This is a genomic window from Mycobacterium sp. NGS61 (assembly GCF_059812325.1).
In genome coordinates this window covers 761,451-779,919 of sequence record NZ_JCALCL010000001.1, presented here as the reverse complement: position 1 = coordinate 779,919, position 18,469 = coordinate 761,451, and the positions used below count along the sequence as shown (strand labels likewise).

The window sequence follows — 18,469 nt, the reverse complement described above, 5'->3', positions numbered from 1 at the left end:
TTAGACGCTAGGTTTGGTGGCTGTGACGACGCGCATCGTGATCCTCGGCGGCGGCCCGGCCGGATACGAGGCGGCCCTGGTGGCCGCCAACTCGCGCCCCGATGCCGAAGTCACGGTCGTCGACTCCGAAGGCATCGGCGGCGCGGCCGTCCTCGACGACTGCGTGCCGTCCAAGACCTTCATCGCCTCGACCTGGCTGCGTACCGAGCTGCGCCGGGCGCCGCGACTCGGCTTCGAGATCGACATCGACGACGCCAAGATCGACCTGCCGCAGATCCACGCGCGGGTCAGGAACCTCGCCGTCGAGCAGTCCGAGGACATCGCGGCGCAACTGCGCGATGTGGGCGTGCACCTGGTGGCCGGGCGCGGTGAGCTGATCGACCCGGCCCCCAACCTGGCCCGGCACCGGATCAAAGCTACGGCCGCGGACGGGACCGTCACCGAGCACGACGCCGACGTCGTGCTGATCGCCACCGGCGCCAGCCCGCGTGTCCTGCCGTCGGCGCAGCCGGACGGCGAGCGCATCCTGACCTGGCGGCAGCTCTACGACCTCAAGGAGCTGCCCGAACACCTCGTCGTGGTGGGCTCGGGGGTGACCGGCGCGGAGTTCGTGCACGCCTACACCGAGCTCGGGGTGCCGGTGACGGTGGCGGCCAGCCGCGACCGGGTGCTGCCCTACGAAGACGCCGACGCCGCGGCGGTGCTCGAAGAGTCGTTCGCCGAGCGCGGCGTGAAGTTGTTCAAGAACGCGCGCGCCGAGTCGGTCAAGCGCACCGGCAACGGCGTCCTGGTCACCATGACCGACGGACGCACCGTCGAGGGCAGCCACGCGTTGATGACCATCGGGTCGGTCCCCAACACCAGTGGTCTCGGGCTGGAGCGGGTCGGCATCGAGCTGGGCCCCGGCGACTATCTGAAGGTGGACCGGGTGTCGCGGACGTCGGTGCCGGGCATCTACGCCGCGGGCGACTGCACCGGCCTGCTGTTGCTGGCGTCGGTGGCGGCGATGCAGGGCCGCATCGCGATGTATCACGCGCTGGGCGAAGGTGTCAGCCCGATCCGGCTGCGCACGGTCGCGGCGACGGTGTTCACCCGGCCGGAGATCGCCGCCGTCGGGGTCCCCCAGTCGGCGATCGACGACGGCGAGTTCAGCGCCCGGACCATCATGCTGCCGCTGCACACCAACGCCCGCGCCAAGATGTCGGGGCTGCGGCAGGGCTTCGTCAAGATCTTCTGCCGCAAATCCACCGGCGTGGTGATCGGTGGGGTGGTGGTGGCGCCGATCGCCTCGGAGCTGATCCTGCCGATCGCGGTCGCGGTGCAGAACCGGATCACGGTCAACGAGTTGGCCCAGACCCTGGCCGTCTATCCGTCGCTGTCCGGTTCGATCACCGAGGCCGCCCGGCGGCTGATGGCCCACGACGATCTGGACTGATCGTCGAATTCACAGAGTGAAGACCGACTCGAGGACCGGCAACCCACTAGCCTTGGCTGAGTACCGCTACTGACGAGTAACCGACAGGAGTCTGTGGTCGTGAGCAACCCGATCGAGAGCGAACCCGCCGCGTCGGCCCTGGGCCCCGAACAGCGGGCACTCGCCTGGGAGCGTCTCGGTACCGAGCAATTCGACGTCGTGGTGATCGGCGGCGGGGTGGTGGGCTCGGGCTGCGCCCTGGACGCGGCCACCCGCGGGCTGAAGGTGGCGCTGGTGGAGGCGCGTGACTTCGCCTCGGGCACCTCGAGTCGCTCCTCGAAGATGTTCCACGGCGGCCTGCGCTATCTGGAACAACTCGAGTTCGGCCTGGTGCGCGAGGCGCTGTTCGAACGCGAGCTGTCGCTGACCACGCTGGCGCCGCACCTGGTCAAGCCGCTGCCGTTCCTGTTCCCGCTGACCAAGCGACTGTGGGAACGGCCCTACATGGCTGCGGGCATCTTCCTCTACGACAGTCTGGGCGGCGCGAAATCGGTGCCGGCGCAGAAGCATATGACCCGCGCCGGGGCGTTGCGGCTGAGCCCGGGCCTCAAGCGCAACTCGCTGATCGGCGGCATCCGCTACTACGACACCGTGGTCGACGACGCCCGGCACACCATGATGGTGGCGCGCACCGCGGCGCACTACGGCGCGGTGGTGCGGTCGTCCACCCAGGTGGTGGCGCTGCTGCGGGAGGGCGACCGGGTCACCGGGGTGCGGGTGCGCGACTCCGAGGACGGCGAGATCACCGAGGTCCGCGCGCACGTGGTGATCAACGCGACCGGAGTCTGGACCGACGAGATCCAGGCGTTGTCCAAGCAACGCGGCCGGTTCAAGGTGCGCGCCTCCAAGGGCGTGCACGTGGTGGTGCCGCGGGACCGCATCGTCAGCGACGTCGCGATCATCCTGCGCACCGAGAAGTCGGTGATGTTCGTTATCCCGTGGGGCAGCCACTGGATCATCGGGACCACCGACACCGACTGGAACCTCGATCTGGCCCATCCAGCGGCCACCAAGGCCGACATCGACTACATCCTGGGCACGGTCAACACCGTGCTGGCCACCCCGTTGACGCACGCCGACATCGACGGTGTCTACGCCGGGCTGCGGCCGCTGCTGGCCGGGGAGAGTGAGGAGACCTCCAAGCTGTCCCGGGAGCACGCCGTGGCGGTGCCCGCGGCCGGCCTGGTCGCGATCGCCGGCGGCAAGTACACCACCTACCGGGTGATGGCGGCCGACGCGGTGGATGCCGCCGCCGAGTTCATTCCGGCCCGGGTCGCGCCGACGATCACCCAGAAGGTGCCGTTGATGGGCGCCGACGGCTACTTCGCCCTGATCAACCAGACCCAGAACGTCGGCGCGATGCGTGGCCTGCACCCCTACCGGGTGCGCCACCTGCTGGATCGCTACGGGTCGCTGATCGACGAGGTACTGGCGATGGCGGCCAAAGACCCCAGCTTGCTGGGGCCGATCACCGACGCGCCCGGGTACCTGAAAGTGGAAGCCCTCTACGCCGTCGCGGCTGAGGGGGCGCTGCACCTCGAGGACATCCTGGCGCGCCGGATGCGGATCTCGATCGAGTACTCCCACCGCGGCGTCGACTGCGCGCGCGAGGTGGCCGAGCTGGTGGCGCCGGTGCTGGGCTGGAGTGCGGCCGACGTGGATCGCGAGGTCGACAACTACAAGGCGCGGGTGACCGCCGAGATCCTGTCGCAGGCCCAGCCCGACGACGTGTCCGCCGACGAGTTGCGCGCCAGCGCACCCGAGGCGCGCGCGGAGATCCTCGAACCGGTGCCCCTGAATTGAGGGCCGCCCCGCTGCCGGTTCGCGACGGGCTGGGTCCGGCACGGGTCCGGATGTACGGCGGGCCGGTCCTGGCGGAGTTGACCGCGCGGTTCGGCGCGCCCGCGCGCGCCAAAGTCCTGGCCGGCGAAGTCGTCGACGCCGACGGCACGGTGATCGACGACGCGACCGTGCTGCCCGGCGGCGCGCACGTCTACCTGTACCGCGACCTGCCCGACGAGGTGCCGGTGCCGTTTGACATCCCGGTGCTCTACCGCGACGACAACATCGTCGTCGCCGACAAACCGCACTTCCTGTCGACCATGCCGCGCGGACGCCACGTCGCGCAGACCGCGCTGGTGCGGTTGCGGCGCTCGTTGGACCTACCCGAACTCAGCCCCGCGCACCGGCTGGACCGGCTGACGGCCGGCGTCCTGCTGTTCACCACCCGACGTGAGATCCGGGGCGCCTATCAGACGCTGTTCGCCCGGGGCGAGGTCAGCAAGGTCTATCTGGCCCGAGCGGCGGTCGACCCGGCGGTGACGCTGCCGCAGCTGGTGCGCACCCGCATCGTCAAGTATCGAGGCCAACTGCAGGCAGTCTGCGAACCGGGACCTGCCAACGCCGAGACACTGGTGGAGCTGCTGTCGCCCGACGGTCTCTACCGGCTCACGCCACGCACCGGACGCACCCACCAGTTGCGGGTGCACATGGCGTCGCTGGGGCTGCCGATCTTCGCAGATCCGTTGTACCCCAACGTCATAGCCGTCCCCGACGGCGACTTCACCACGCCGCTGCAGTTGCTGGCGCAGCGCATCGAATTCGACGATCCGGTGACGGGCGCGCACCGGGAGTTCGTCAGTCGCCGAGAGCTCCCGGCAACCCGGCAAGACCGTCCTTGATCCCTGCGCTGACCGGGTCCCCGGAGGCGATGGCCTCGCTCGGCACCACGTCGCACGTGCAACTGAGCTCGGTGAACATGTTGGGCTCGGCCTCATCTTCGGCGCCGACCGCGGTGGCGGTGACCAGGGCGGCGCACAGCGCGGCGACGACGACGGAGAACACTCTGCTGATCAGTTCGACTCCCGGTGAGGCGTATCGCCAGAGTGTATGTGTGCCGAGCCCGCGAATCCGAGACGGACACACAAACTTAATTTGACGCGTGATGCCTGGGGCAGAACGCGGCGATGCTCAAGCCGACGAAGAACCCCGCGTGATAGCCGTCGAGGTTGCTGCTGGTGGACACGTCGTTGGCGACGTCGCTCTTCTGCTTGCCCTGGTCGAGTTCGTTGCACACCTGATGGCCGGCGAGCAGAGCTGCTTGCGACGAGCCGAAATGGATGTCCTTGGACCGCATCGCGTTGAGGAACTGGTCGTCGACAGCGTCGGCGTGCGCGCGTGGGGCGGCTACGCCGGCACAGCTCAGCAGTCCCAGCAGCACGAGAAAGCTCGTACGCAGCCGGCGGATCGCCATCGCTGAACCCCCTCGCCTGTGCTGGTCGCGTCATGTCCTGCTGACATGCTGATCATTGCATGTGAAGTTGGTATGAGCTAACAGCTTAGGTGTCCGGACCGTGTACCCAAACGGAACTGTGGCTGAATTGGCGACCCCGGACCGCCGCAACGATGGCCGATCACATTTCCCTGCTGGATGATCTGTACCGGACCCGATGATCGTTGGGACGCCCACCACCTGCCGTCCGAGGAATCACCGTGAAAATTAGTCGGTTCGGTGCCCTCCTGAGCGCGCCCGCCCTCGCCGCCGCGGCGGTTTCGGCCTGCGGGACGCAGCAGCACCCGAGCCCGGCGTCGAGTGCGACCACGCGGTCGGCGAACGTCGCCTGCGGCGGCGAGCCGACCGTGCGCGCCAGCGGGTCCACCGCGCAGGAAAATGCCATGACCCTGTTCGTCAAGGCGTTCGAACAGGCATGTCCGGGCCAGACGCTGAAGTACACGACCAACGGATCCGGCGGCGGGATCAGCGATTTCCTGGACAACCGGACCGAGTTCGCCGGCTCCGACTCACCGCTGAGCAGGAGCGAGTACGACCGGGCCACGCAGCGCTGCGGGTCACCGGCGTGGAACCTGCCGGTGGTGTTCGGTCCGATCGCGATCGCGTTCAACATCAAGGGCCTGTCGTCGTTGAGTCTCGACGGCCCAACCGCGGCCAGAATCTTCAACGGCGCCATCACCACCTGGAACGATCCGGCGATCGCCGCGCTCAACGCCGGCGTCGCGCTGCCGGCGGCGCCCATCCGGGTGGTGTTCCGCAAGGACGAGTCCGGGACTTCGGACAACTTCCAGCGATACCTCGACACCGCCGCCAACGGCGCCTGGGGCAGGGGCGCCGGAAAACAGTTCAAGGGCGGTGTGGGCGACGGATTCGCCGGAAGCGACGGCGTTGCCGCCGCCGTCGGTGCCACCGAGGGGTCGATCACCTACCTGGAGTGGTCCTTCGCGCAGCGGCAACGGCTCAACACCGCCGGGATCATCACGTCGGCCGGTCCTGAACCGGTATCGATCAGCGGTGACTCGGTAGGCAAGACCATCGCCGGTGCCTGGTTCACCAGGGAGGGCAACGATCTGGCGCTGGACACGATTTCGTTCTACCGGCCGAACCAACCGGGCTCCTACCCGATCGTGCTGGCGACGTACGAGATCGTGTGCTCGAAGTACCCGGATGCCCAAGCGGGCCGCGCGGTCAAGGCATTTCTGCAAGCCACGATCGGTCCTGGTCAGGCCGGGCTGTCGGACAACGGCTACGTTCCCGTGCCGGCCGATTTCGGTTCTCGGTTGGCCGCCGCGGTGAGCGCCATCGCGTGATCGGGGCTTGGCCGACGCGCAATGTTTCGGGGTTCTTCCCGCTGCGGTCGACATAAAGTTTCCAAAAATTCCTTCACTACGTCATATAAAGGTGCTATGGAATACATAGGTCTGCCTCCCGAGGTCATCTCGGCGCTGATCCACGCCGGTCCCGGCGCCGGATCGCTGCTCGAGGCTTCCAGCGCGTGGCAGGCGCTCAGCACCGACCTGGATGAGACGGCCGGCAATTACTCCGCCGTGCTGTCGATGCTGGCCGCGGAATGGCGCGGCACCTCCACCCTGGCGATGATCCAGTCCGTCGCGCCTTATCTCACCTGGCTGCGCACCACTGCAGCGCAGTGTCACCAGCTGGCCGCCTCGGCGCAGGTCGCTGCCGCCGCGTTCGGATCCACTCTCGCCTCGGTGGTCCCTCCCGCAACGGTGGCGGCCAACCGCGCCCAACTCGCGCAACTGCTGGCCACCAACACCTTCGGCCACAATCTCGCGGCCATCGCCGCCACCGAGACCCAGTACGAGCGCATGTGGGTCAACAACGCGACAGCGATGTACAGCTACGAGTCGACCACCGCACAGGCCGCCGTGCGGCAGCTGTTCTCGACGCCGCCGTCCATCGCAGACCCGGGCAGCTCAGCGGCGCAGGCGCAGGCCGTATCGGTGGCGCAGGCGGAGGCCGTACCCGCCGCGGCGGCCGCCGCGACGCTGGTCCTGCCCGCCGATGCGGTCGCGCCGCCGGTGTCTCCGCTGGATGCGCTGCTGCAGGCGGTGGGCGTCACGTTCGACCCCAATCAGGGCTGGTTCGGCCTGACCAACACCTATCTGAACCAGTTCGTCTCGTCCGGGTTCCCGATCAACCTGCTCAGCTACTTTGCGCAGACCACCTCGGCCCAGGCGCTGCAGGGAATCGCTCCGGATGTTTTCTCCGGCCTGTCGGAAGGGGAGACGGCGCTGGGCGGTGCGGAGGCCAGTCTGGCCGAGGCAGTCGGAGCCTTCAGCGCGGCGGGGACCCCGACGGGAGCGATGGGCGTCGCAGTGTCGATGGGCAACCTGTCCGCGCCGCCCGCCGCGACGGGCGTGCTGACCGCCGCCCACCTGCCGGTGCAGCTCGCTTCGGCGGCATCGCCGCTGCCCGCAGGCGACGTCGACGCCGGATTCCCGATGCTGCCGCCGCTGATGGCGCCACCGATTGCCGCGGGCAGCGGCTGGCGTAAACGCAAGGACCAGAAGTACGAAGACCTGGCCATGGGTCTGGAGGTCGAGGGGAAGTTCATTCCACGCTCGCCGTCGGCGGGATGAGTGTTCACCCCGCCGCCGTACCGCTCCACTCGCTGCGATCGGTACTTTTGACTGATGCCTTGGGCGCGATTGCTCTCCCTGGCCGTTCTGCTGGTCTGTCTGGCCGGGTGCAGCGAACGGCAGGTGCAGGCCGCCGGTGCCCGGAATCAGGCCGGGATGCTCCAGTACGGCGGCCTGAACCGGACCTATGTGGTGCATGTGCCGCCCGGGCCGACCGTGGGCCTGGTGCTGAACCTGCACGGTGGCGGCGGCACGGGTGCCGGCCAGCGCGGGCTTACCGACTTCGACTCCGTCGCCGACGCCAACGGCCTGCTGGTCGTCTATCCCGACGGCTACGACAAGAGCTGGGCCGACGGCCGGGGGGCGGCTCCGGCGGACCGCCGCCGGCTCGACGACGTCGGTTTTCTGGTGACGCTGGTGACTAAATTGCGCGATGAATTCAATGTGCCCCCCGGGCACGTCTTCGCGACCGGCATGTCCAACGGCGGGTTCATGTCCAACCGGTTGGCCTGCGACCGCGCCGATGTGTTCGCCGCGATCGCGCCGATTTCGGGCACGTTGGGGGTAGGTGTGGCGTGCAATCCGTCGCGGCCGGTGTCGGTGCTGGAGGCGCACGGCACCAGCGATGCGGTGGTGCCGTACAACGGCGGCGATGTCCGTGGTCGCGGCGGACTGAGCCACGCGATCTCGGCCAACAGCATCGTCGACCGGTGGCGGGTCGTCGACCGCTGCCCGGGCAACCCCACCGTCGAGCAACTGCCCGACGTGGGCGACGGAACTGCCGTGCGCCGGTTCGATTCCCGCAACTGCGCCGACAACACCGAAGTGATCCACTACCAGATCGAGAAGGGTGGCCACACCTGGCCGGGCAGCAAGCAGTACCTGCCCAAGACGGTCATCGGGTCCACCACGCGGGCGTTCGACGGCTCGCAGGTGATCGCCCAGTTCTTCCTGTCCCACGGCCGGGACGGCTAGCGCTAGCGCTGGCAGGACGGGCACCAGTACTGCACCCGATCGGCGCTGCCCGGCGCCGGGTCCTGGGATGCGATGGGCGTGCCGCAGCGCCGGCAACCCTGCCCGGCGCGCCCGTAGACCCACATCAACCGGCCACCCCGGGTGTCGCCGGTGGTGCAGCGGTTCCAGCGAAACCTGTTGGCCCACAACATGTCCCGGGCCCGGGAGACGAGCCGCAGCGGGTCGGCGACAGCGCTGACCGGCGCGGTCGGCAGGTGTCCGCTGACGAAACACAGTTCGTTGGCGAAGACGTTTCCGACCCCGGCCATGACTCGCTGGTCCAGCAGCGCCTCGGCGACGGGACGGTCCGGGTCGGCGGTCAGGTTGGCGGCGGCGCGGTGCGGGTCCCAGTCGTCGCCCAGCAGGTCGGGTCCCAGATGCTCGACGGCAGCCGCATCGGTGGCTCGGTCGAGGATTTCCAGCACCCCCAGGTCGACTCCGACGGCGCGAGTGTCACCGGCTTCCAGGACGATCCGTGCCCGGTAGTCAATGCGCGGCTTCGGCCGGCTGCCGACTCGCCAGCTGCCGTCCATCTTCATGTGTGAGTGGATGCTGGCCCAGCCGACCCGGATGAACAGGTGCTTGCCGCGGCTGAGCACTTCATCCACCACCTGCCCGGTCAGGTCGATGGTGGCGTACCGCGGCACCCGGATATCGCAGCGCGTCAGCGTCTGCCCGGCCAACTGGCGGCGCAGCGCGTCCGCGGTGTGAAAGACCGTGTCCCCTTCAGGCATGGCTCAACGCAGTCGCAGTCCGCGTGGGGTCCGGGCGAATCCGGCTTCCACCAGCGCTGCCAGCACGTCCTGGGGTCCGTCGGGCTGCAGCACCGAGACGCCGTCGACCCGCTCGACCAGGATCGACGACACCCGCCGGCCGGCCACCAGATCGGCGAGCGCGGCGGCCGCCGCGCGCGCGGCCCCGGGGTCCTCGGTGAAGGTCAGCAGGGACCGGCCGCCCCGCTCGAGGAACCAGGCCAGCGCGCCGTCCACCAACACCACCAGTGCGCCGGCCTTGCGGCCGGGCCGTGCCCCGTCAGTACGCGCGGCGGGCCACGGCAGCGCCGCACCGTAGGGGTTGGCCGGGTCGGCGGCGGCCAGCACGACCGCGTGGTATTCGGGCCGTTGCGGATCGACACCGTCGAGGTAACTGCGCAGCCGGTCGACGGTTGAGGCGACCGCGAACTGGGCGCCACCCAGCGATTCGACGAAGTAACCGCGCTGGCAGCGACCGGCATCCTCGAACGCGCGCAACACTTTGTAGAGGGTGGCGAAACCGCCGGGCACGCTTTCGGCGGCCACCCCGCCTTTGGTCAGCACGCCGTGTCGATTCAACAGCAGCTCGGCCTGGAAGTGCGCCCGCAGGGTGGAGTCCGGCTCGGCCACCGGCAGCGCCGACCACCGTCCGGCCACGGAGGGGTCGTTGGGCCGGGTTTGCGCGTGCGCGACGCTGTAGCGGCTCAGCCGCGGCGCGCGTGGGGTGCGGTGCGCCGGAGCCGAGCGTTTGCGGGCACCCGCGCCGCCGCCCAGCAATGCCCGCACCGGCGCGAACGTGTCGCCGGTGACGCGGCCGGCCCAGATCAGTTCCCACAGCGCCGCTTTGAGCGCTGCCTCGGCGTGGCCACCCTGGGCGAGCTGGCGGAAGAAGTACGCGCCGCCACCGGCCAGAGTGTCCAGAATCGCCTGGTGGACGTCGGTGACTTCGATGGCGACCGGGGTGGCCAGCGTCAGGGCCGCGGAGTCCGCGACATGCAGTGCGATCCAGCCGTCGCTGCCCGAGATCGACCCCGCACCCGACCAGGTGACTTCGCCGGTGGCGAGCAGCTCGTCGAGCAGGGCGGGGGAGTAGTCGCGCACCCGGGGCGCCAGGACCAGCGGTTCCAGTGCGGAAGCGGGGATCCGCACCCCGGCGAGCTGATCGACGACGGACGCCAGGCCGTCCAGGCCGGCATGCCCCGACGACCTGTCCCCGACGTGGTGCCAGGCCGGCAGGAATCGACCGTAGGCGGCGGTGCTGACCGGTTCCACCTGCGCGCGCAGCGCTGCCAGCGACCGTCGCCGCAGGATGCGCAGCACGTCGGCATCGCACCACTGTTCGGCGCCGGCGCCCCCGGCGCTCTCGACGAACTCCCCGCGCACCAGCCGGCCGTCACCGGCCAACCGTCCGAGCACGTCGGCGCTGACCCGCAGGCCCAGACCGAACCGGGCGGCGGCCTCGGCGGTGGTGAACGGCGTGCGGGTGCGTGCGTAGCGGCCCAGCAGTTCGCCCAGCGGGTCGGCCACCTCCTCGGTGAAGCTCGCGGGCAGGCCCACCGGAACCGCCGCGCCGACACCGTCGCGCAACCGGCCGATGTCCTCCACGGCCACCCACCAGCTGCGTCCGGCGAACGACACGGTCAACGCGCGCCGGGCGGCGTGCAACCCCTCCAGCCAACCATTGAGGGCGGGGCCGTCGGGGGCCGTCGAGCGGGCGGCGATTTCCGCCGCGGTCAGCGGCCCCAGCAGTCGCAGCAAGTCGGCGACACCTTCGGCGTCGCGGGCGGCCCGGTCTTCCGACAGGTGCTGCAACTGGCGCCCGGTACCGGCGATCACTTCGGGGTCCAGCAGCTCGCGCAGCTCCACCCGGCCGAGCAGCTCAGCCAGCAGCGTGCTGTCCAGCGACAGTGCCGCGGCGCGGCGCTCGGCCAGCGGGACATCGCCCTCGTACATGAACGCGCCGACGTAACCGAACAACAGCGACGCCGCGAACGGCGAGGGTTTGGCGGTCTCCACCTCGATCACCCGCACCCGGCGCTGCGCGATCTGCGCCATCAGCCCGGTGAGGGTGGGGACGTCGTACACGTCCTGCAGGCATTCGCGGATCGTTTCCAACACGATGGGGAAGTCCGGGTATTTGCGTGCTACCTGCAGCAACTGCGCGGCGCGCTGGCGCTGCTGCCACAACGGCGAGCGACGTCCGGGATTGCGGCGGGGCAGCAGCAGGGCGCGGGCCGCCGACTCCCGGAACCGCGAAGCGAACAGGGCGGACTCGCCGACTTCAGCGGTGACGATCGGGTCGATCTCGTCGGGGTCGAACACGAACAGCTCGGCGCCCGGCGGGGCGTCGTCACCGGAGAAACCGGTGTCGGGCAACCGCACCACGATGCCGTCGTCGGAGGCGGTCGGTTTTTCGTCGAGGCCGTAGCGCTCGCGCAGCCGACGCCCCACGGCCAGCGCGAGCGGGCCGTGCACCTGCAACCCGTAGGGCGAATGCAGGATGATCCGCCAGTCGCCCAACTCGTCGCGAAAGCGCTCGATCAGCAGCGTGGTGTCGGTGGGCACCACCCGGGTTGCGGTGCGCTGTTCGTCGAGCAGCCGCCACAGGTTCTCGGCGGCGTAGTCGTCGAAACCCCAGTTCGCGCAACGGTTGCCGAACGCGTCGCGGTCCAGGCTGGCCAACTCGCCGGTCAGCGCGCCCAGCGCGGCCCCGAGTTCGGCGGGCCGGCCCACGTCGTCGCCACGCCAGAACGGCAACCGGGCGGGCTGGCCCGGAGCGGGAACCACCAGCACCCGGTCATGGGTGATCTCGACGATGCGCCAGCTGGTGGCGCCCAGCGAGATGACGTCGCCGGGCCGGGATTCGTAGACCATTTCCTCGTCCAGCTCGCCCACCCGCGACGGTTTCTCGGAATCGGTGGCCAGGTAGACGGTGAACAATCCGCGGTCGGGGATGGCCCCACCGGAGGTGACGGCCAGCCGTTGCGCGCCCGGCCGCCCGGTCAGGGTGCCGCGATCGCGGTCGTAGACCAGCCGCGGTCGCAGCTCGGCGAATTCGGTGGACGGATACTTGCCGGACAGCAGGTCCAGGGTTGCTTCGAACACGCTGCGCGGCAGGGTGGCGAATGGCGCGCTGCGGCGTACGGTGTCGAACCAGCGGTCGGCGTCGATCGGCTCGAGGGCCGCGGCCGCCACCGTGTGCTGGGCCAGGATGTCCAGCGGGTTGGCGGGCACCCGCATGGTCTCGATCTGGCCGGTGAGCATGCGCTGCACGCTGACCGCGCAGCCCAGCAGGTCGGTGCGGTGTTTGGGGAACAACACCCCGCGCGACACCTCGCCCACCTGGTGGCCCGCCCGCCCGATCCGCTGCAGGCCGCTGGCCACCGACGGGGGCGCCTCGACCTGGATCACCAGATCGACTGCGCCCATGTCGATGCCCAGTTCCAGGCTGGAGGTGGCGACCACGGCTTTGAGCCGCCCGCCTTTGAGATCCTCTTCGACCAGGGCGCGCTGCTCCTTGCTGACCGAGCCGTGGTGGGCCCGCGCCAGCAGCGTGGGCGCCCCGAAGGTCTGCCCGCTGGCCATCACGTAGGCCGGTGCGCCGCCGGGCACCGTCGGGTTGCCGTCCGGTGCCACCGCGACACCGGAGCGTTCGGCGTGGATCTCGTTGAGCCGTGCGGTCAAACGCTCGGCCAACCGCCGCGAATTGGCGAACACGATGGTGGAGTTGTGCGACTCGATCAAATCCACCAGCCGCGCCTCGACATCGGGCCAGATGGAGTTGTCGGCCAGATTGGTCATGTCCGGCACCGGCACCTGAACGGAGAGCTCGACGGTCTTGGTCGACGCCGGCGCCACGATGGTGGTCGGGGACCCGCCGGAAAGGAAGCGCGCCACCTCCTCGGGCGGACGCACGGTGGCCGACAACCCGATGCGCTGGGCCGGGCCCCGCTCGGACAGATCGCGCAGCCGTTCCAGCGACAGCGCCAGGTGTGCGCCGCGCTTGGTGGCCGCAATGGCGTGGATTTCGTCGACGATGACCGTCTGCACCCCGGCCAGTGTCTCCCGGGCTGCTGAGGTCAGCATCAGAAACAGTGACTCGGGAGTGGTGATCAGCACATCGGGCGGGTGGGTGATGAGTTGGCGGCGCAGTGCCGGCGGGGTGTCACCGGACCGGACGCCCACGCTGATCTGCGGTGCGGGCAGGCCGCGGACGTGCGCGAGGCGGGTCAGTCCGGCCAGCGGGGTGCGCAGGTTGCGTTCGACGTCGACGGCCAGCGCTTTGAGCGGCGAGACGTACAGCACCCGGGTGCCTGCCGGCCGGTCCGACGAGGCCAGTCTGGCCAGGTTGTCTAACGCCCACAGGAAGGCCGCCAGTGTCTTGCCGGACCCGGTGGGCGCCACCACGAGCGTGTGGTCACCGTCGGCGATGGCATTCCAGGCGGCGTCCTGCGCGTCGGTGGGCGCGGCGAAGGTGCTGGTGAACCAGTCACGCGTGACCGCACTGAACCGGGCCAGCGCCCCAGGTGGATTACTCACCACACCATCGTGCCAACAGGCACCGACAACACCGGTGGAGCCGTGTCAGGCCTGCGGCTTGAAGCGCGCGGTCGACATCGCCTCGGCCAACTCACCCGGGATGTCCGGGACCCGCGCGATCGCCTCGAGCAGCGTATGCGCGCAGGCGTCGGCCAGCCGGTCGGCCTCCAGGGTCATATCCATGATGCGCTGCCGGCAGATCTCGAAGGTGAACGCGAGCCAGCCGTGGATGATCACCCGCAGGTCGCGCTCGACGTCGGGTTCCAGCACCTGTGTGCCCGGCATGCCGCTGACGACCTCGCCGATCCGGGTCATGATGTGTTCCATCTGCCGGTTCTTGGCTTCGTCGTCGATACCCAGCAGAACCGGGTCGGACCGGCCCAGACCGACGTATGCCGCCCAGGCCGCCTCCGGGTTCTGCTCGTGGTAGGCCATGTAGGCCAGCACGCCGGTGCGGATCTCCTCGAACATCGTCATACCGGACGTCGGCTGGATGTTGGTTGCCGAGTAGAGCCGGTCCGCCTCGTCCTTGACGACCGCGGCGAAGAACGCCCGCTTGTCCGGGAAATAGTGGTACATCAGCGCGCGCGAGACACCGGCACGCTCGGCGATCTCGTCGATCCGCACCTCGTCATAGGGCCGCTTACCGAAGACTTCCGCCCCCAGGGCAAGCAGTTCCGCACGTCGATCCTCAGGCGATAACCGCCTCCTGGCTGTCGCCATAAGCAGTGATACTACTCACGGTCGGGGTGGGCTCCGCCATACCGGCGGGATAGCGGACTTGCCCGGGCCCGGTGGTCGGCCGGCGCGGGCGGGCGTTCTAGGTGCTCCAACCGGCCCCGCGACGGGTGTGAGCTGCGCTTCGAACCGGGCGCAGCGGTTTGCTGAGTGGTACCGCGGGGTACTGAACGACAACGGGTTCCAAGTTGGTTCAGCCAGCAGATACGAGGTGCTCCGATGCATACGGCAGACGAGAGGGTGCGTGGTGACCGCATAGGTCACGACGACAGGGAAGTCCACGTTGCCATCAAATTCGCCGTCCTGGCGACGCTGGCCGGCATCGGATTCGTGGTGATGGCCGCGATGTGGGTCAGCACATGCGGCGGGGGCAGCATCGACACGGTGGCGTGTGGTCCACCCGAACGCACCATGCTCGCGCTCGGCGGCCCCCTGATTCTGCTGCTGGCCGGCCTCTGGGCGTTCTTCCGCACCTACCGGGTCTGGCACGAGCAAGGGATCTGGTGGGGCTGGCACGGCGCTGGCTGGTTCCTGCTCACGTTGATGGTGATCACGGTGTCGATGGGAGTTCCGCCGATCGCCGGCCCGGTGCTGGGCCTGTAACGGCAACGCTTTTCCGCGGCGGTAAAGTTCGAGGCCGACGCGGGGGGTGCTGGCCATTGGTAACTCCGGATGTCGTAGTTTTACCCGCGCTGACGACTGGGTATCAGGAGGAGACCATGATGAGCACCGGCACGAGTCCAATAGCGTGTGCGCCGCATCATGCGGGACAGAATCACCAGCGCTACCACCCCCACTCCAACTGGAACCACGATCACCCCGACCTACCCCCCGGCAATCACCGCGATGCTCTGTTGTCAGCGCGCGCAAGTCGTGTCGGAACGGTCTGTCTCGCCGGCAACTGGCGGCGACCATGACCAACCGTCTCGATCCATTGGTCCACGGCGGGTCTCAACCCGGCGCCACAGGCCGTGACCATGCCAGGAGTAGTGTCGGTCGAATATTGCCGGGAGGCCACATGACCGATGCGGATCTACGCGCTGACGGGCGTCAACGCGGTTATCGCGCCGTCGAACTCAAGGTAGCTGCACGGCTGGAAAACTTGGCCATGCTACGCACCCTGGTCGGCACCATCGGCACCTTCGAAGACCTGGATTTCGACGCCGTGGCGGACCTGCGGCTGGCCGTCGACGAGGTGTGCACCCGACTGATCCGTTCGGCAACCCCCGGCGCCTCGCTCACCCTGGTGGTGGATCCGCGAGACGACGAGCTAGTGGTCGAGGCTTCCACGGCCTGCGACACCCACGACGTCGTGTCTCCTGGAAGCTTCAGTTGGCACGTGCTCACCTCGCTGGCCGATGACGTCCAGACGTTCCATGACGGTCGCGAGCCCGATGCCACGGGCAGTGTCTTCGGCATATCGTTGACCGCACGACGGGCGGCCCCCGGTAAGTGACGGCCAGTTGACACAGCAAACTGCCGGCGGTTCAAATTCTCGACCGAATGAATACGCCGATGTCCCGGACATGTTCCGCGAGCTGCGGGTCTTTGCTGCCGGCTCAGCGGAGTTCCAGCGTCACCAGGACAAGATCGTGGAACGCTGCCTGCCGTTGGCGGATCACATCGCGCGGCGCTTCGAGGGTCGCGGCGAACCACGCGACGACCTGATCCAGGTGGCGCGGGTCGGGCTGGTCAACGCGGTCGTCCGGTTCGACGTGGAAACCGGTTCGGACTTCGTCTCCTTCGCGGTGCCGACCATCATGGGTGAGGTCCGGCGGCACTTCCGCGACAACAGTTGGTCGGTCAAAGTGCCGCGCCGGCTCAAGGAACTGCACCTGCGGCTGGGTACCGCCACCGCCGAGTTGTCCCAGCGACTCGGCCGCGCTCCCACCGCCACCGAGCTGGCCGTCGAACTCGGCATGGACCGCGCCGAGGTGGTCGAGGGGCTGGTCGCCGGCAGCTCCTACAACACGTTGTCCATCGACAGCGGTGGCGGCAACGAGGACGACGACGCCCGCGCAATCGCCGACACCCTGGGCGACGTCGACTCCGGTCTGGACCGGATCGAAAATCGCGAGGCGCTGCGCCCGCTGCTGGAGGCGCTGCCGGAACGCGAACGCATGGTGCTCGTGCTGCGGTTCTTCGAGTCGATGACGCAGACCCAGATCGCCGAACGAGTCGGCATCTCGCAGATGCACGTGTCGCGCCTGCTGGCCAAATCGCTGGCCAGGCTGCGCGATCAGCTGGAGTGAACCCGCCTACTTGATTTCGGCGAGCACCGTGCCCTGAGTGATGGCGGCGCCCTGCTCGACCGCCAGGCCGGTGATCACACCGTCCTTGTGCGCGGTGACCGGGTTCTCCATCTTCATCGCCTCCAGGACCACCACGAGATCGCCGGCGGAAACCTCCTGGCCTTCTTCGACGGCGACCTTCACCACGGTCCCCTGCATGGGGGCGGTCACCGCGTCACCGGAGGCCGCAGCGCCGCCGTGGCCGCCGCGCTTGCGTGGCTTGGGCTTGCGGCGCACCACCCCGACCGCGTCGGGAGCGCCGCTGGCCAGCGCCAGATCGCCGGGCAGGGAGACCTCGACGCGACGGCCGTCCACCTCGACGACCACCTTCTGCCGGGGCCGGGTCTCCTCCTCGTCGATGGGCTCACCGCCGGTGAACGGCTCGACGGTGTTCTCCCACTCGGTCTCGATCCAGCGGGTGTGCACCGTAAAGCCGTTCTCGTCGCCGATGAAGGCCGGATCGGACACCACGGCGCGGTGGAACGGGATCACGGTGGCCAGACCTTCGACGTGGAACTCGTCCAACGCGCGCCGCGAGCGGGCCAGCGCCTCGTTGCGGTCGGCGCCGTAGACGATCAGCTTGGCCAGCATCGAGTCGAACTGGCCGCCGATCACCGAACCGGCGTGCACCCCGGAGTCCAGCCGCACCCCGGGCCCGCTGGGGGTGTCATACCGGGTGACCGGGCCCGGCGCGGGCAGGAAGCCGCGCCCGGCATCCTCGCCGTTGATCCGGAATTCGATGGCGTGTCCGCGCGGCGTGGGGTCTTCGGTGATGTCCAGTTTCTCGCCGTTGGCGATCTTGAACTGCTGCAGCACCAGGTCCAGGCCAGCGGTCTCCTCGGTGACCGGATGCTCGACCTGCAGGCGGGTGTTCACCTCCAGGAACGAGATCAGCCCATCCTGGCCGACCAGGTATTCGACGGTTCCGGCGCCGTAGTACTGGGCCTCTTTGCAGATCCGCTTGGCCGACTCGTGGATTTCCTTGCGCTGGGCGTCGGTGAGGAACGGCGCCGGGGCTTCTTCGACCAGTTTCTGGAACCGGCGCTGCAGCGAGCAGTCCCGGGTACCGGCCACGACGACGTTGCCGTGCTGGTCGGCGATCACCTGGGCCTCGACGTGGCGGGGCTTGTCCAGGTAACGCTCCACGAAGCACTCGCCGCGACCGAACGCGGCGACGGCCTCACGGGTAGCGGACTCGAACAACTCGGGTATCTCTTCGAGCGTGCGGGCCACCTTCATGCCGCGGCCGCCGCCGCCGAAAGCGGCCTTGATCGCGATCGGTACGCCGTGCTCCTTGGCGAAGGCCACCACCTCGTCGGCGTCCTTGACCGGGTCGGGGGTGCCGGGCACCAGCGGCGCCTGCGCGCGGGCCGCGATGTGGCGCGCAGTGACCTTGTCGCCGAGGTCGCGGATCGACTGCGGGCTGGGCCCGATCCAGATCAGCCCGGCGTCGATCACCGCTTGGGCGAAGTCGGCATTCTCCGACAGGAAGCCGTAGCCGGGGTGAATGGCGTTGGCGCCGGACTTGGCGGCCGCGTCGAGCAGCTTGCCGAAATCCAGGTACGACTCGGCCGAAGTCTGACCGCCCAGCGCGAACGCCTCGTCGGCCAGAGCGACGTGCGGAGCGTCGGCGTCAGGCTCGGCGTAGACGGCCACGCTGGCCAGGCCGGCGTCCTTGGCCGCCCGGATCACCCGGACTGCGATCTCGCCGCGGTTTGCGACCAGAACCTTGGCGATTCGCGAGCTGGCGTGACTGGGCACTGCGC

15 protein-coding genes are annotated in these 18,469 nt (G+C 69.1%); 9 read left to right on the top strand and 6 right to left on the bottom strand.

All coding sequences use genetic code 11. From position 1 onward, the window contains the following. The first annotated feature begins 22 nt into the window (after positions 1-22). The 3 genes from AC5Y3Z_RS03745 (at position 23) to AC5Y3Z_RS03735 (ending at position 4,155) form a co-directional block, all read left to right on the top strand. Positions 23-1,435: an NAD(P)H-quinone dehydrogenase gene (locus AC5Y3Z_RS03745; RefSeq protein ID WP_463828363.1), complete on the top strand. Its 1,413-nt coding sequence runs from the start codon at positions 23-25 to the stop codon at positions 1,433-1,435. Between the two features lie 99 nt (positions 1,436-1,534). Beyond that, positions 1,535-3,277 (top strand): glycerol-3-phosphate dehydrogenase/oxidase, encoded by a 1,743-nt coding sequence (locus AC5Y3Z_RS03740; protein WP_463828319.1) that lies wholly within the window; start codon positions 1,535-1,537, stop codon positions 3,275-3,277. A 50-nt stretch (positions 3,278-3,327) separates the two neighbouring features. Further along, positions 3,328-4,155 carry a pseudouridine synthase gene (locus tag AC5Y3Z_RS03735; protein ID WP_473139794.1) on the top strand — a complete coding sequence of 276 codons (828 nt, stop codon included), beginning with the start codon at positions 3,328-3,330 and terminating at the stop codon, positions 4,153-4,155. Here the strand turns inward: AC5Y3Z_RS03735 and AC5Y3Z_RS03730 are convergent. Together AC5Y3Z_RS03730 and AC5Y3Z_RS03725 are read right to left on the bottom strand one after the other, a co-directional pair. After that, entirely contained in the window at positions 4,112-4,318 is a 207-nt protein-coding gene (locus AC5Y3Z_RS03730) for a hypothetical protein (RefSeq protein WP_463828318.1), read from the bottom strand. The genes AC5Y3Z_RS03735 and AC5Y3Z_RS03730 overlap by 44 nt on opposite strands. An 85-nt stretch (positions 4,319-4,403) precedes the next feature. Next, positions 4,404-4,727 (bottom strand): DUF732 domain-containing protein, encoded by a 324-nt coding sequence (locus AC5Y3Z_RS03725; protein ID WP_463828317.1) that lies wholly within the window; start codon positions 4,725-4,727, stop codon positions 4,404-4,406. Positions 4,728-4,966: 239 nt separating this feature from the next. Between AC5Y3Z_RS03725 and pstS the strand changes: the two genes are divergently transcribed. The 3 genes from pstS to AC5Y3Z_RS03710 all read left to right on the top strand — a co-directional run bounded on the left by pstS (position 4,967) and on the right by AC5Y3Z_RS03710 (position 8,344). Next, positions 4,967-6,076, top strand: a complete 1,110-nt coding sequence (gene pstS, locus AC5Y3Z_RS03720; protein WP_463828316.1) for a phosphate ABC transporter substrate-binding protein PstS — start codon at positions 4,967-4,969, stop codon at positions 6,074-6,076. 96 nt (positions 6,077-6,172) lie between these two features. Continuing rightward, on the top strand, positions 6,173-7,369 hold the full coding sequence (locus tag AC5Y3Z_RS03715) for a PPE family protein (RefSeq protein ID WP_463828315.1): 1,197 nt from the start codon (positions 6,173-6,175) through the stop codon (positions 7,367-7,369). Positions 7,370-7,423: 54 nt separating this feature from the next. Further along, positions 7,424-8,344 (top strand): extracellular catalytic domain type 1 short-chain-length polyhydroxyalkanoate depolymerase, encoded by a 921-nt coding sequence (locus tag AC5Y3Z_RS03710; RefSeq protein ID WP_463828314.1) that lies wholly within the window; start codon positions 7,424-7,426, stop codon positions 8,342-8,344. Between the two features lie 2 nt (positions 8,345-8,346). Here AC5Y3Z_RS03710 and nei2 read toward each other — a convergent pair whose 3' ends face one another. From nei2 to AC5Y3Z_RS03695, 3 genes are read right to left on the bottom strand one after another with little or no spacing between them, the layout of a single operon-like run. Continuing rightward, positions 8,347-9,117 (bottom strand): endonuclease VIII Nei2, encoded by a 771-nt coding sequence (gene nei2, locus AC5Y3Z_RS03705; RefSeq protein WP_473139725.1) that lies wholly within the window; start codon positions 9,115-9,117, stop codon positions 8,347-8,349. A gap of 3 nt (positions 9,118-9,120) precedes the next feature. Then, on the bottom strand, positions 9,121-13,674 hold the full coding sequence (locus tag AC5Y3Z_RS03700; protein ID WP_473139724.1) for an ATP-dependent helicase: 4,554 nt from the start codon (positions 13,672-13,674) through the stop codon (positions 9,121-9,123). Between the two features lie 45 nt (positions 13,675-13,719). Continuing rightward, positions 13,720-14,397 carry a TetR/AcrR family transcriptional regulator gene (locus AC5Y3Z_RS03695; protein ID WP_463828311.1) on the bottom strand — a complete coding sequence of 226 codons (678 nt, stop codon included), beginning with the start codon at positions 14,395-14,397 and terminating at the stop codon, positions 13,720-13,722. A gap of 234 nt (positions 14,398-14,631) precedes the next feature. Here AC5Y3Z_RS03695 and AC5Y3Z_RS03690 point away from each other — a divergent pair, with 234 nt between their 5' ends. The 3 genes from AC5Y3Z_RS03690 (at position 14,632) to AC5Y3Z_RS03680 (ending at position 16,664) form a co-directional block, all read left to right on the top strand. After that, a complete protein-coding gene (locus AC5Y3Z_RS03690; protein WP_473139723.1) occupies positions 14,632-15,015 on the top strand; it encodes a hypothetical protein in 384 nt (127 codons plus the stop codon). 415 nt (positions 15,016-15,430) lie between these two features. Further along, a complete protein-coding gene (locus AC5Y3Z_RS03685) occupies positions 15,431-15,868 on the top strand; it encodes an anti-sigma factor (RefSeq protein WP_463828309.1) in 438 nt (145 codons plus the stop codon). A 7-nt stretch (positions 15,869-15,875) separates the two neighbouring features. Then, a complete protein-coding gene (locus tag AC5Y3Z_RS03680) occupies positions 15,876-16,664 on the top strand; it encodes an RNA polymerase sigma factor SigF (RefSeq protein WP_463828308.1) in 789 nt (262 codons plus the stop codon). Between the two features lie 6 nt (positions 16,665-16,670). On the opposite strand, the gene AC5Y3Z_RS03675 is transcribed toward AC5Y3Z_RS03680, so the two are convergent. Continuing rightward, positions 16,671-18,464 (bottom strand): acetyl/propionyl/methylcrotonyl-CoA carboxylase subunit alpha, encoded by a 1,794-nt coding sequence (locus AC5Y3Z_RS03675; protein ID WP_463828307.1) that lies wholly within the window; start codon positions 18,462-18,464, stop codon positions 16,671-16,673. Positions 18,465-18,469 lie beyond the last annotated feature (5 nt).

Excerpts from the sequence above, each read along its gene's own strand:
- AC5Y3Z_RS03735 (WP_473139794.1), top strand. The coding sequence starts at position 3,328 with ATGTACGGCGGGCCGGTCCTGGCGGAGTTGACCGCGCGGTTCGGCGCG.
- AC5Y3Z_RS03685 (WP_463828309.1), top strand. The coding sequence starts at position 15,431 with ATGACCGATGCGGATCTACGCGCTGACGGGCGTCAACGCGGTTATCGC.
- AC5Y3Z_RS03715 (WP_463828315.1), top strand. The coding sequence starts at position 6,173 with ATGGAATACATAGGTCTGCCTCCCGAGGTCATCTCGGCGCTGATCCAC.
- AC5Y3Z_RS03690 (WP_473139723.1), top strand. The coding sequence starts at position 14,632 with ATGCATACGGCAGACGAGAGGGTGCGTGGTGACCGCATAGGTCACGAC.
- AC5Y3Z_RS03725 (WP_463828317.1), bottom strand. The coding sequence starts at position 4,727 with ATGGCGATCCGCCGGCTGCGTACGAGCTTTCTCGTGCTGCTGGGACTG.
- nei2 (WP_473139725.1), bottom strand. The coding sequence starts at position 9,117 with ATGCCTGAAGGGGACACGGTCTTTCACACCGCGGACGCGCTGCGCCGC.
- AC5Y3Z_RS03695 (WP_463828311.1), bottom strand. The coding sequence starts at position 14,397 with ATGGCGACAGCCAGGAGGCGGTTATCGCCTGAGGATCGACGTGCGGAA.
- AC5Y3Z_RS03710 (WP_463828314.1), top strand. The coding sequence starts at position 7,424 with ATGCCTTGGGCGCGATTGCTCTCCCTGGCCGTTCTGCTGGTCTGTCTG.